Origin of the sequence: Stenotrophomonas maltophilia, from assembly GCF_047782825.1 — a bacterium.
GTDB lineage: Bacteria > Pseudomonadota > Gammaproteobacteria > Xanthomonadales > Xanthomonadaceae > Stenotrophomonas.
This window is the reverse complement of record NZ_CP180589.1, coordinates 3,095,049-3,107,811: the sequence shown is the minus strand read 5'-3', so window position 1 is coordinate 3,107,811 and position 12,763 is coordinate 3,095,049. Positions and strand designations below refer to the sequence as shown.

Annotated in this window: 11 protein-coding genes; 9 read left to right on the top strand and 2 right to left on the bottom strand. The window is 65.7% G+C overall.

The window, feature by feature from the left end; all coding sequences use genetic code 11:
* The first annotated feature begins 8 nt into the window (after positions 1-8).
* From ACM2ZB_RS14555 to ACM2ZB_RS14545, 3 genes are read left to right on the top strand one after another with little or no spacing between them, the layout of a single operon-like run.
* A complete protein-coding gene (locus tag ACM2ZB_RS14555) occupies positions 9-998 on the top strand; it encodes a YheT family hydrolase (protein ID WP_416058558.1) in 990 nt (329 codons plus the stop codon).
* 56 nt (positions 999-1,054) lie between these two features.
* Positions 1,055-3,124: a tetratricopeptide repeat protein gene (locus ACM2ZB_RS14550; RefSeq protein WP_416055969.1), complete on the top strand. Its 2,070-nt coding sequence runs from the start codon at positions 1,055-1,057 to the stop codon at positions 3,122-3,124.
* 10 nt (positions 3,125-3,134) lie between these two features.
* Positions 3,135-3,743 carry a YbhB/YbcL family Raf kinase inhibitor-like protein gene (locus ACM2ZB_RS14545; protein ID WP_416055968.1) on the top strand — a complete coding sequence of 203 codons (609 nt, stop codon included), beginning with the start codon at positions 3,135-3,137 and terminating at the stop codon, positions 3,741-3,743.
* Positions 3,744-3,882: 139 nt separating this feature from the next.
* Here ACM2ZB_RS14545 and ACM2ZB_RS14540 read toward each other — a convergent pair whose 3' ends face one another.
* Positions 3,883-4,710 (bottom strand): DUF4377 domain-containing protein, encoded by an 828-nt coding sequence (locus tag ACM2ZB_RS14540; protein ID WP_416055967.1) that lies wholly within the window; start codon positions 4,708-4,710, stop codon positions 3,883-3,885.
* A gap of 73 nt (positions 4,711-4,783) precedes the next feature.
* Positions 4,784-5,578 carry an undecaprenyl-diphosphate phosphatase gene (locus ACM2ZB_RS14535; RefSeq protein ID WP_313438328.1) on the bottom strand — a complete coding sequence of 265 codons (795 nt, stop codon included), beginning with the start codon at positions 5,576-5,578 and terminating at the stop codon, positions 4,784-4,786.
* A gap of 223 nt (positions 5,579-5,801) precedes the next feature.
* Here ACM2ZB_RS14535 and glnA point away from each other — a divergent pair, with 223 nt between their 5' ends.
* From glnA to ACM2ZB_RS14505, 6 genes are all read left to right on the top strand, one after another.
* On the top strand, positions 5,802-7,211 hold the full coding sequence (glnA, locus tag ACM2ZB_RS14530) for a type I glutamate--ammonia ligase (protein ID WP_313438325.1): 1,410 nt from the start codon (positions 5,802-5,804) through the stop codon (positions 7,209-7,211).
* A gap of 338 nt (positions 7,212-7,549) precedes the next feature.
* Positions 7,550-7,888 (top strand): P-II family nitrogen regulator, encoded by a 339-nt coding sequence (locus tag ACM2ZB_RS14525; RefSeq protein WP_004134334.1) that lies wholly within the window; start codon positions 7,550-7,552, stop codon positions 7,886-7,888.
* A gap of 21 nt (positions 7,889-7,909) precedes the next feature.
* Positions 7,910-9,337, top strand: a complete 1,428-nt coding sequence (amt, locus tag ACM2ZB_RS14520) for an ammonium transporter (RefSeq protein WP_416055966.1) — start codon at positions 7,910-7,912, stop codon at positions 9,335-9,337.
* 132 nt (positions 9,338-9,469) lie between these two features.
* Complete coding sequence (locus ACM2ZB_RS14515; protein WP_416055965.1) at positions 9,470-10,216, top strand: N-acetylmuramoyl-L-alanine amidase; 747 nt, start codon at positions 9,470-9,472, stop codon at positions 10,214-10,216.
* A 73-nt stretch (positions 10,217-10,289) separates the two neighbouring features.
* On the top strand, positions 10,290-11,471 hold the full coding sequence (locus ACM2ZB_RS14510) for a hypothetical protein (RefSeq protein ID WP_416055964.1): 1,182 nt from the start codon (positions 10,290-10,292) through the stop codon (positions 11,469-11,471).
* Between the two features lie 146 nt (positions 11,472-11,617).
* On the top strand, positions 11,618-12,724 hold the full coding sequence (locus ACM2ZB_RS14505; RefSeq protein ID WP_416055963.1) for a murein transglycosylase A: 1,107 nt from the start codon (positions 11,618-11,620) through the stop codon (positions 12,722-12,724).
* Positions 12,725-12,763 lie beyond the last annotated feature (39 nt).

Below are 12,763 nucleotides of genomic sequence, written 5' to 3'. Positions count from 1 at the left end.
CGCCGACGCTGCACGCGTCTGACTACCAGCCACCGCGCTGGCTGCGCAATCCGCACCTGCAATCCATGCTCAGCTCCAGCCGCATGCGCCTGCAGCGTGGCCTGCTGCTGCTGGCCGCCACCGGTGCGGTCAGCGAAGAACTGATACTCGATGGGGGTGATGGTGTGCGCCTGCAGGGCTGGCACAGCCACATCGAAGGCCGCGAGCCCAAGGGCATGGCCCTGCTGCTGCACGGCTGGGAAGGCAGTGCTGAATCCAGCTACATGCGCATGGCGGCCGCGCGCATGATCGAACAGGGCTTCGACGTGGTGCGGCTGAACTTCCGCGACCACGGCAACACCCACCACCTCAATCCCGGCATCTTCCACTCCAACCGCATCGACGAAGTGGTGCAGGCCGCCGGTGATATCGCCCGCCGCTGGCCGGACCTGCCGCTGGTGGCGGCCGGCTATTCGCTGGGTGGCAACTTCGTGCTGCGCCTGGCCCTGCGCGCACCGGCCGCCGGCGTACCGCTGCAACGGGTGGCCTCGGTGTGCCCGGTGCTGGATCCGGCGCTGACCATGGACAGCATCCAGAGTGGTCCGGCGATGTACGACTGGTACTTCCGCCGCAAGTGGGCCGGCTCGCTGCGCCGCAAGCGCGACCTGTTCCCGGAACTGAGCGACTGCGACGACCGCGTGCTGAAGCTGGACATCCGCGCGCTGACCACCTGGCTGGTCGAACGGCACACCGACTTCGGCACGCTGCAGGCGTATTTCGATGGCTACTCCATTGCCGGCGACCGCCTGTCCACCCTGAAGGTGCCGGCCGACATCCTGATGGCCCAGGATGATCCGGTCATTCCCTACGCCACCTTCAGCGACTGGCAGCTGCCGCAGCAGGCACGCCTGGAAACCGCCTGCTGGGGTGGCCACTGCGGCTTCCTGGAAAACTGGCGCGGCGATGGTTTCTCCGAACGCTGGGTCGCCCAGCGCCTGCAGCGGGTGCTGGGGGCCTGAACCGGCGCCGGCGCGCAGGCCGCTACAATGCGGGTTTGCACTTGAACCGGACCGCCATGCAAGACCAGATTCTCCAGGCATTGCGCCAGAACGACGCTGACCAGGCCGTGCAGCTGGCACAGGCGTGGACCCACGACGAACCCGGCCTGGCCGAGGCCCACCGCTGGCTGGCGCTTGCGCTGCAGCAGCAGGGCCAGGCACAGGCGGCGCTGGAGGCCCTGCAGCAGGCGCTGCAGCTGGCCCCCGATGATGCCCAGCTGCACCTGCAGCAGGCCGGCCTGCTGCTGGCCCTGCGCCAGTACGAAGGCGCCGACCAGGCCCTGCTGCGCACCACCGATCTGAACCCCAACGCCTTCGACGCGTACGTGATGCAGGCGCACCTGGCAGTGGGCCGCAACGAGTTCGACGAGGCCCAGCGCCTGTCCACGCTGGCCGCGCGGCTGGAACCGGACCACCCGGAACTGCTGACCATCGATGGCATGCTGGCCCTGCGCCGCGATGATGCCGACCGCGCGCTGGCCCTGCTGTCGGCGGCCGCCAGGGCCCTGCCCGATGATGCCCGCGTGCTCTACGCGCTGGGCTTTGCCTACCTGGGCAAGGACATGCTGGCCTTTGCCGAACAGGCCTTCCGCCGTGTGCTGCTGCTGAACCCGGCCCTCACCTCGCTGCATGGCCTGGTGGTGCAGCTGGCGCTGCGCCAGGGCAACGTGGGCGCGGCCGCCGAGGCCCTGCAGCTGGCCCTGCAGCAGCCGTCGCTGGATGTGCCGCCGATGCGCCGCCTGGCCGGCGAGCTGGCACTGCGCAGCGGCGAGCCGCTGCAGGCGCTGGAACACCTGCTGCCGCTGCTGGAAACCCTGCCGGGCGACCGCCAGGTGCTGCAGCTGCTGCTGATGTCCTGGCAGCGCCTGGGCCGCGAAGACGAAGCCCGCGCGCGCCTGGATGGCGCACTGGAACAGGATGACACGCTGCACGATCTGTGGCTGGCCCGCCTGGCCGTGGAAGAAGTGGGCAGCGACGCGGCCGTGGCCGTGGTCGAACGCTGGATGGCGGCCATGCCCGCGCACCTGCCGGCACTGGAAGCGCGCATGCGCCTGCACGACATGGCCGGCCAGCACGAACAGGCCGAAGCGGTGGCCGAACGCATCGTGGCCGTGGAGCCCGGCCGCGTCAGTGCCGAAACCCGCCTGATCGATGGCCTGATGCAGCGTGACCCGGACGCGGCCATCGCCCGCGTGCAGGCACTGATCGACCAGGCCGGCGAAGGCGCGCGCGCCGATCTGCGCACCTGGCTGGGTGAAGTGCAGGACCGCGCCGGCAAGCCGGGCGACGCCCTGCGCACCTGGCTGGCGCTGCAGACCGAACAGGCTTCGCAGCGCCTGCCGCTGCCGCCGCAGGCCAAGGCACCGCCCAGCTGGCCGGACCTGGGCAGCATCGACGGCGAAATCGCTTCGGCACCGATCTTCCTGTGGGGTGCGCCGGGTTCGGGCGTAGAGCGTGTGGCGACCGGCCTGGCCGCCGCCAGCCCGGTACTGCGCAGCGACCGCTTCGCGCAGACGCCGCCGGACGACGCCTTCCAGAACTACAACACGCTGCAGGACCTGGCCTCGGGCGTGCTGACCCCGGAACGCCTGGTGCAGCGCTGGCGCGAACAGCTGCCGGCGCGCGGCCTGCAGGGCGATTCGGTGATCGACTGGCTGCTGTGGTGGGACAACGCGCTGCTGTGGGCGCTGCGCCCGCAGCTGCCGCAAGGCCGCCTGCTGGTGGTGCTGCGCGACCCGCGCGACATGCTGCTGGACTGGGTGGCCTACGGCGCACCCGCACCACTGGCGATGAACTCGCTGGCCGAAGCCAGCGAATGGCTGGCGCGCGGCCTGGCCCAGGTCGCCAGCCTGCACGAGGAAGACCTGTACCCGCACGTGCTGCTGCGCATCGACGACATCGGCAACAACCCGCAGGCCATGGCCGAACTGCTGGGCCGCCTGTTCGAACGCCCGATGCCGGCCGCCGCCCAGCTGGGTGCCCCGCGCTTCCCGCCGGGCCACTGGCGCAACTACCGCGACGTCATGGGCGCTGCCCTGGCCCAGCTCACCCCGGTCGCCGTGCGCCTGGGTTACCCGGAAGAATAAGGAGAGCCTGATGCAACTGAGCAGCACCAGCCTGGTCAATGGCGCCCCGATCAACCGCGAATTCGCCGCCGGTGATGCCGCGGGTTTCGCGCCCAACCGCAACCCGCAGCTGGCCTGGAGCGGTGCCCCCGAGGGCACCCGTTCCTATCTGCTGGTGTGCGTGGACCCGGACGTGCCGACCGTGCCGGAAACGGTCGGCCGCACCGACGTGAGCGTGCCGCGCGACCAGCCGCGCTGTGATTTCGTGCACTGGGTGATGGCCGATATTCCCGCAACGGTGCAGGACATCGCCGCCGGCAGCTGCAGCGATGGCTTCGTGGCCAAGGGCAAGCCCGCACCGGCTGGCCCGGCCGGCAGCCGCCAGGGCCTGAACGATTTCACCGGCTGGTTCGCGGGCAACCCGGACATGGCCGGCGATTACCTGGGCTACGACGGCCCGTATCCGCCGTTCAACGATGAGCGCGTGCATCGCTATTTCTTCCGAGTGTTCGCGCTGGACATAGCGACGCTGGAACTGCCGCAGCGCTTCACCGCCGCCGATGCGTACCGCGCCATGCACGGCCACGTGCTGGCCGAAGCCACGCTGCACGGCACCTACACGCTGAACCCCGCGCTGTAACCGCAACGCCGGTAGCGCCGGTGTTTGTAGAGTCGAGCCATGCTCGACTGCCTTCCGCTCGACTGCTTTCCGCACAGTCGAGCATGGCTCGACTCTACAGAATGAAGCAGGGCGGCCTTGCGGCCGCCCTTCCATCGTCTTAGTTCTTCTCGGTGGCCGACTCCACCACCATGTCCAGCACGTACGCCTGCGACGGCGCATCGGCCGGCGGGTTCTTCACTTCGTAGCGCTTCACCCGCACCACGTTGCGCACGCCGTCTTCGTGGGTGTAGCCCTCGATGTTGCCGTAGAAGTTCTCGAACGTGCCGGGCTCGCCCTGCTTGAGGCCCTTGTCGTCGAACTTCACTTCACGCACCTGCAGGCACTGGTAGTCCGGAATCAGCGGGTGCGAGCACTTGGCGGTCTTGGCCGCCACTTCCAGGAACACCGTTTCGCCAGCACCGCCGTAGCGGGTTTCAGCAGTCGGTTCCGGCGCGAACACCAGCACGTCGCCCTTGGCGTTGGTCAGGGTCAGCGTGCCATCGGCAGCCTGTTCGGCCTTCAGCTCGCCCTGCAGGCGGTTGGAGACGGCCTCGTCCAGCGCCATCAGCGCCTTGTCAGTGCAGGCCATCATGGTCGATGCCATGGCGCTGACGCTCAGCTTGCCGTCGGCCAGCGTGTAACCACCGCCCATGCGGTTGCAGGTGTTGCTGACCGACAGGCGGCCATCGGCGAAGTCCAGGGTGACCGGCTTGTCGTCGCGGGCGAACAGCGCATCGATGCGCTTGCCGTCGGCCGCGGTGGCCTGCCGCAGCAGCCAGTGCTGGCTCTGCAGGCGCTGCGCATCCAGGTGCGCCAGCGTCTGCTGGTCGGCTGCCTTCGCCGCGGCCGGGGCCACGTCGTCGCCGCCGGTACCGGCGGGGGCCGGGGTCTGGCTGCAGGCGGCCATCAGGGCCAGCGGGAGGAGCAGGGTGAGCTTGCGGTTCATGGTGATTCTCCTTGGGGAACCGAGGGGGAAACGGGTCGGGGCCGGCAACGGGGTTGCCGGGCCACGGCGCTGTTCAGCTGCCGGACGGCAGCCACAGCAGCAGTGCAGCGCCCAAGGCGATGCGGTAGACGGCAAAGGCGGTGAAACGGTGCGACTTGATGTAGCCCATCAGCCACTTCACTACGACGAAGCCCGTGATGGCGGCGGCAACGAAGGCCACGCCCACCTCGGTCCAGTTCTCGCTGGCAAGGTTTCCTTCCTTGGCCAGTTCCAGGAAGGTGTAGGCGCTGGCGGCGAACATGGTGGGAATGCCGACCAGGAACACGAACTCGGCCGCAGCCGCGCGTCGGCTCAGGCCCAGCAGCATGGCCAGGAAGATGGCCGACGCCGAGCGCGAGGTGCCGGGAAACACGCCGGCCACCACCTGCGCCAGGCCCACGCCCACCGCCACCGTCCAGGTCACCTGGTCGCGGTCGGGCAGGCGCGCGGTGTAGGCCTCCACCAGCAGCATCCAGATGCCGCCGATGATCAGCGCCCAGGCCACCGGGCTGACCGTTTCCGGCAGCGACCAGCCGGCCTTGCGCACTACCAGGCCGACCACGGCGGTCACCAGGAAGGCCGCGCCCAGCTTGAACACGTAGTCGCGGTTCTCGCGCTGGCCGAAGCCGGTGGCCAGCTGCAGCAGGCGCTGGCGGAACACCAGCACCACCGCGATGATCGCGCCGGCCTGGATGATGATGTTGAAGAAATCCGAACGCGCGCCCAGCCAGTGCTGGGCAATCAGCAGGTGGCCGGTGCTGGAGATCGGCAGGAATTCGGTGAGGCCTTCGAGGATGCCCAGCAGCAGGGCGGAGAGCAGGTCGGACATGGGCGGCGCGGGCGCGGGCAGCGGAAGGAAGAAGGTCGAGAGGATAGACGATCCCTGCCGCACCAAAGGGGTGCGCACGCAGGCAGGCGCACCCCTTTGGTGCGCACCGGGCTGCACCGTGGCGGGGCAGGGTGTTTGCAATCAACAACTTGCGTGATCGAAAAAGTTGGCACGGTCATTGCTGTACCTCAGCAGGCATTCATCCCCATCCGAGGTCGTACCGATGTCCGTGGAAAACGTTGAGAAGCTGATCAAGGACAACCAGATCGAGTTCGTCGATCTGCGTTTCGTGGATATGCGTGGCGTCGAACAGCACGTCACCTTCCCGGTCAGCATCGTCGAACCGTCGCTGTTCGAAGAAGGCAAGATGTTCGACGGCAGCTCGATCGCCGGCTGGAAGGGCATCAACGAATCGGACATGGTCCTGCTGCCCGACACCGCCAGCGCCTATGTCGACCCGTTCTACGCCGATCCGACCATCGTGATCAGCTGCGACATCCTCGACCCGGCCACCATGCAGCCGTACGGCCGCTGCCCGCGCGGCATCGCCAAGCGCGCCGAGGCCTACCTGAAGTCCTCCGGCATCGCCGAAACCGCGTTCTTCGGCCCGGAACCGGAATTCTTCATCTTCGATTCGGTCCGTTTCGCCAATGAAATGGGCCACACCTTCTTCCAGGTCGATTCGGAAGAAGCCGCCTGGAACAGCGGCGCCAAGTACGACGGCGCCAACAGCGGCTACCGCCCGGGCGTGAAGGGCGGCTACTTCCCCGTTCCGCCGACCGACACCCTGCACGACCTGCGCGCCGAAATGTGCAAGACCCTGGAACAGGTCGGCATCGAAGTGGAAGTGCAGCACCACGAAGTGGCCACCGCCGGCCAGTGCGAAATCGGCACCAAGTTCAGCACCCTGGTGCAGAAGGCCGACGAACTGCTGCGCATGAAGTACGTCATCAAGAACGTGGCGCACCGCAACGGCAAGACCGTCACCTTCATGCCCAAGCCGATCGTCGGCGACAACGGCAGCGGCATGCACGTGCACCAGTCGCTGTCCAAGGGCGGCGCCAACCTGTTCTCCGGTGATGGCTACGGCGGTCTGAGCCAGATGGCGCTGTGGTACATCGGCGGCATCTTCAAGCACGCCAAGGCCATCAACGCCTTCGCCAACTCGGGCACCAACAGCTACAAGCGCCTGGTGCCGGGCTTCGAAGCGCCGGTCATGCTGGCCTACTCGGCCCGCAACCGCTCGGCCTCCTGCCGCATTCCGTGGGTGTCCAACCCGAAGGCACGCCGCATCGAAATGCGCTTCCCCGATCCGATCCAGTCGGGTTACCTGACCTTCACTGCGCTGATGATGGCCGGCCTGGACGGCATCAAGAACCAGATCGACCCGGGCGCACCGAGCGACAAGGATCTGTACGACCTGCCGCCGGAAGAAGAGAAGCTGATCCCGCAGGTCTGCTCCTCGCTGGACCAGGCCCTGGAAGCGCTGGACAAGGACCGCGAGTTCCTCAAGGCCGGCGGCGTGATGAGCGATGACTTCATCGACGGCTACATCGCGCTGAAGATGCAGGAAGTGACCAAGTTCCGCGCGGCCACCCACCCGCTGGAATACCAGCTGTACTACGCCAGCTGACCGGATGGCGGTGGCGGTGGGACCTCCCTCCCACCCGCCGCCATCGCCTCCGTTTTTCGCGGCTGGGGAGCCGCGGTTGCTGCACGGGGTCGGATCCCTTTCATGCATGAAAGGGCTCTGACCCCACGCCAGCGGCCCTGATCCAGGGGCAAAGAGAGACCGGATACGCGACATGGGCCGCCCTCCCTCCCGCGTCGGCCGTGCAAGGAGAGAGGCACGGCTGTCCCGGCCCGGTTCGTGTCCGGTGCAACAGCCACGGCCATCACCACGATGGCCCGTGGTTGCCTGATGCCACCGCGCGTTGGCGCGTTGGCCCCATCCACCCTCGGGACATGCGCATGAAACTGATCTCCGCCATCATCCGACCGTTCAAGCTCGACGAGGTCCGCGAGGCCCTTTCCGATGCAGGCGTGTCGGGCATCACCGTGACCGAAGTGAAAGGTTTCGGTCGCCAGAAGGGCCACACCGAGCTGTACCGCGGCGCCGAGTACGTCGTCGATTTCCTGCCCAAGATCAAGATCGAAACCGTGGTCACCGACGAGCGTGCCGACGCGGTGATCGAAGCGATCCAATCATCCGCAGGCACCGGCAAGATCGGCGACGGCAAGATCTTCGTCACTGCCGTCGAGCAGGTCATCCGTATCCGCACCGGCGAAATCGGTGCCGACGCGCTGTAACCCCCTTCCGGAGACTCCCCCATGAAGATGCGCCTTCTTACCGGGTGGCAAGCCCGGTTCCATTTCGTGTGCCTGTTGATGCTGCTCAGCGCGCTGGCCGCCGGTGCCTGGCCGGGCAGCGCCCACGCCCAGGCCCAGGTGTCGCCGCTGCCCAGCGAAACCGTGGCGGTCGAGCCGTTGCAGGCTCCGGTAGCCGCGGCACCCGTTGCCGCTGAAGCTGCCGCCCCGGCCTTCGACCACGGCGACGTGGCCTGGATGCTCACCTCCACCCTGCTGGTGCTGCTGATGGTGGTGCCGGGCCTGGCCCTGTTCTACGGCGGCCTGGTGCGTTCGAAGAACGTGCTGTCGGTGCTCAGCCAGATCCTGGTGGTGTTTTCGCTGGTGCTGCTGCTGTGGGTGTCCTACGGCTACAGCGCGGTGTTCAGCGCGGGCAATCCGTTCTTCGGCTCGTTCACCGAATTCGCCTTCCTCAAGGGCTTCACCCCCGATTCGGTCGGCAACACGCCCATCAAGGGCCTGCCGGATTATCTGTTCGTCGCCTTCCAGTCGACCTTCGCCGGCATCACCACCGCACTGATCGTCGGCGCCTTCGCCGAACGCATCAAGTTCCGCGCGGTGCTGCTGTTCTCGGCGCTGTGGTTCACCCTCAGCTACATCCCGATGGCACACATCGTCTGGGGTGGCGGCTACCTGGGTGAGATGGGCGCGATCGACTTCGCCGGTGGCACCGTGGTGCACATCAACGCGGGCGTGGCCGGCCTGGTCGGTGCCTGGTTCCTGGGCAAGCGCCTGGGCTATGGCCAGACCGCGCTGAAGCCGCACAACGTGCCGTTCACCTATATCGGCGCGATGCTGCTGTGGGTGGGCTGGTTCGGCTTCAACGCGGGTTCGGCCGCAGCCGCCGACACCGTCGCCTCGCTGGCCTTCCTCAACACTGTGCTGGCCACCGCCGCGGCGGTGCTGGGCTGGACCCTGACCGAAGCGATCACCAAGGGCAAGCCGTCGGCACTGGGTGCCGCCTCGGGTGCGGTGGCCGGCCTGGTCGGCATCACCCCGGCCTGCGGCACCGTGGGCCCGCTGGGTGCCATCGTGATCGGCCTGGTCGCCGGTGTGGTCTGCGTGTGGGGCGTGACCGGTCTGAAGCGCCTGCTGAAGGTGGACGACACCGCCGACGTGTTCGGTGTGCATGGCGTGGGCGGTATCGTCGGCGCCATCCTCACCGGCGTGTTCAGTGCACAGTCGCTGGGCGGCACCAAGGCCGATCTGGATATCGGCCACCAGGTGTGGGTGCAGGTGGTCAGCGTCGGCCTCACCGTGGTGTGGTCGGCGGTGGTGACCGCGGCCATCCTGCTGCTGGTGAAGGTGGTGGTCGGCCTGCGCGTGACCGAAGAGGCCGAACGTACCGGCCTGGACGTCACCTCGCACGGCGAATCGGCCTACGAGGCCTGAGGTAACAGCGGGCAGCCTTCTGCCCGGGTGGGTGCCGACCGTGGGTCGGCACTCCCCTTGCCCTGGTGGGTACCGACCGTTGGTCGGTACCGCGTCATGCATCGTCGCGCGCGATCGCGCACAATCGAACGCATGCACCCGATCCGCACCCCCCTGATGCTCTCGGCCTGTCTGCTGCTGGCCGCCTGTGCTTCCGCGCCGCAGGAAAGCCGCAATCCGCTGGCCACCTGGGTGCCTTCGCCAAACCAGAACGCGCGCGATCCGGTCGTCATCGTCATCCACCACACCGAACAGGATTCGGTGCAGCAGAGCCTGCACACTCTACGCACCGCCAACAGCGGCGGCCGGGTCAGTGCGCATTACCTCATCGGTGCCGATGGCCACCGCTACCAGCTGGTCAGCGATGAACGCCGCGCCTGGCATGCGGGCTCTGGCCGCTGGGGCACCATCACCGATCTCAACTCGGCCTCCATCGGCATCGAGCTGGACAACAACGGCAGCACGCTGTTCACGCCGGCGCAGATCGCATCGCTGATCCTGCTGCTGCGTGACCTCACCGAGCGCCTGAACATCCCGCCGCGGCAGGTGATCGGCCACGCCGATCTCGCGCCGACGCGCAAGGCCGACCCCAGCCGCTTTTTCCCGTGGCAGCAGCTGGCCGAGGCCGGCTTCGGCGTGTGGCCGCGTGCCAGCGATGGCCCCGCACCGGACGGTTTCGATGCGTGGAATGCGATGGCCCGTTTCGGTTACCCGATGGAGGATCGCGAAGCGGCCGTCGCCGCCTTCCATCGCCGCTTCCGCGGCAGCGACGACCTGCCGAAGACGCTGGACGCCGAAGACGCGCGCATCCTGCATTCGCTGCTGCTGCAGACGCCGTAGCGCATAAACGCTACGAAACCAAACCGGCCGTAAATTAATACCTATTTTTGGGGCAACTATGAAGCAGGAGACCGTGCATGCACTCATTACGGCAAAGACAATCCTTGATGACGCTAGGCGGCTGATCGGTCTATCCAGCCAACACGGATGCTCTGCGGGTCTAATTCTTCTTCAGGATGCTCTAGAAATTGTTTTTCTTTGTTGCCTGAAGGAGCTTGGTTCAGATCAGGGCAAGAGCCTAGAATCTTTTTCTTTCGATCAGCTAATAGGCGAGCTCGGTGCTAGTGGATTCAAAGTTCCGAGGTCAGGAACGCTCAAGGCGCTGAATAAGCAGCGGGTAATTGTCAAGCATTACGGGCAGTTGACCGATGTAAAGTCGACTGAGGTTTACCTGTTGGCGGCTGAAGAGGCCATAGCAACTGTGTTGAAGGCAGTGATAGGAAAAGACACTAGCGAAGTATTCCTATCTGACCTGCTGCCTCACAATCACGCTCTTCAGCCGTACCTTCAGTCGGCAGCGACTTTCATTCGATCTGGGAATTTCCTTGAGGCCCTTAAGGAAGTACGAAAAGCATATTTTATTGAATTTGAGCGTGACTACTGTGTCTATCAGTGGCGTGACAAGGAATCAAAGAATGCTCTATATAGCTTCTTCCTAATGGCGAATTTTGGAAGCAAAGCTCCGGCACACTGTAGGGATAAGGTTTGGATATCTTCCAACGTCAGGGAGCCTGTCGACTACGTACGTATTGACCATGATCGGTTGCGAAGTGATGCCGCAGAGTGGGGTGTGAGCACCTCTGATTTGCACAATATTTCTCAGCTCACGCCACAGGCTGTCCAGTTAGGAGATGGCGGTGATTGGCATTTCAAATTAGAAACAGGGTATGTCGAAAATAATGCCAATTATGAAAATGCCAGTTATTGCCTTGATCTGATAATAAATGTTGCTCTTAGGAAATATCAACATCAGTCAGCAAAGCGCTGGAGGAGGAAAGAGTTTCCGTCACTCGCTCATCCAGTCTACTTGGATAGTTTGGTTTATGAGCGTCCTGACACGGCGTCCAAAGTTATTCATGTGGTGCAGGCTGGGTACACTTACTCAATACGAGCTCAATTGGATGGATTTGATGCGGGCGTCGCGTTCCTAAGTGTTGCCATATATTCTCCAGCTCCAGAGGGGGAGGGTGATCTAGGTTTTGGTTCTATGCCAGAGTTCGGCTATGTGGTTGATCAAGCCGCGTTGATGGCTTAATGGCCAAAAAGGGTAGAGGTGTATCCGTGAGAAATGTGGTTATTTTTTATAGAAATCGCGGTAAGTTTTTAAGGCGCTTTATGGTGACATCGCATGCCTTTCTTCGAGAGAGGCGTTGGTTGGCGAAGTTTGTATTTTTTTCGTGGATGATCCTGCTCGCCGGCTGCGCCACCACCGGCACCCGTCCGGGCGCACCGGCCGCCAAGCCCGCCGCCGCCACCTACGCCAAGGTCGACTGGAAGGCGCTGCCGGCGGTGACCGATGCCGACCTGCAGGCGGGCTTCGTGGCCTGGCGCAGCAGCTGCACCCGCCTGAAGAACGATGCGGTCTGGGCCAGGCCCTGCGCCACCGCTGCCACGGTGTCCGACAAGGACCCGGCGGCCATCCGCCAGTTCCTGCAACGCGATCTGGACGTCTACGCCCTGCGCGCCGGCGGCCACCAGGCCGATGGCCTCATCACTGGCTACTACGAACCCATCTATCCCGGCAGCCTGACACGTACCGACAAGGCGACGGTGCCGGTGTATGGCACGCCCGACGATCTGATCGTGGTGCAGCTGGACAGCCTCTATCCCGAATTGAAGGGCAAGCGCCTGCGCGGCCGTCTGGACGGCAAGGTGCTCAAGCCCTATGACGATGCCGGCACCATCGCCAGCAAGGGCGCCAAGGCCCCGGTGCTGGCCTGGCTGACCGACCCGATGGACCTGCAGCTGCTGCAGATCCAGGGCTCGGGCCGGGTTCGCCTGGCCGATGGCAGCCAGGTGCGGCTGGCCTATGCCGAGCAGAACGGCCACCCCTACCGCGCCATTGGCCGCTGGCTGGTGGACCAGGGCCAGCTGAAGAAGGAAGACGTCACCATGGACGCGATCCGCGCTTGGGCGAAGGCGAACCCCGCGCGCGTGCCGGAGCTGCTGCGCAGCAACCCCAGCTACGTGTTCTTCGTGCGCAGCCCTGACAGCCCGGAAGGCCCGCGCGGCTCGTTGAACGTACCGCTCAACGCCGGCTACAGCGTGGCGGTGGACCGCAGGGTGGTGCCGCTGGGCAGCCTGCTGTGGCTGTCCACCACGCGGCCCGATGGCAGCCCGGTGGTGCGCCCGGTGGCCGCGCAGGACACCGGCGGCGCCATTGCCGGCGAAGTGCGTGCCGACCTGTACTGGGGCAGCGGCGACGCCGCCGGCAAGCTGGCCGGCGACATGAAGCAGAAGGGCAACCTCTGGATGCTGTGGCCAAAGGGCGCGCCGCTGCCGAACTGAACCGGCAGGGGTCAAATCCCTTGCCGCAGGAAAGGGCTC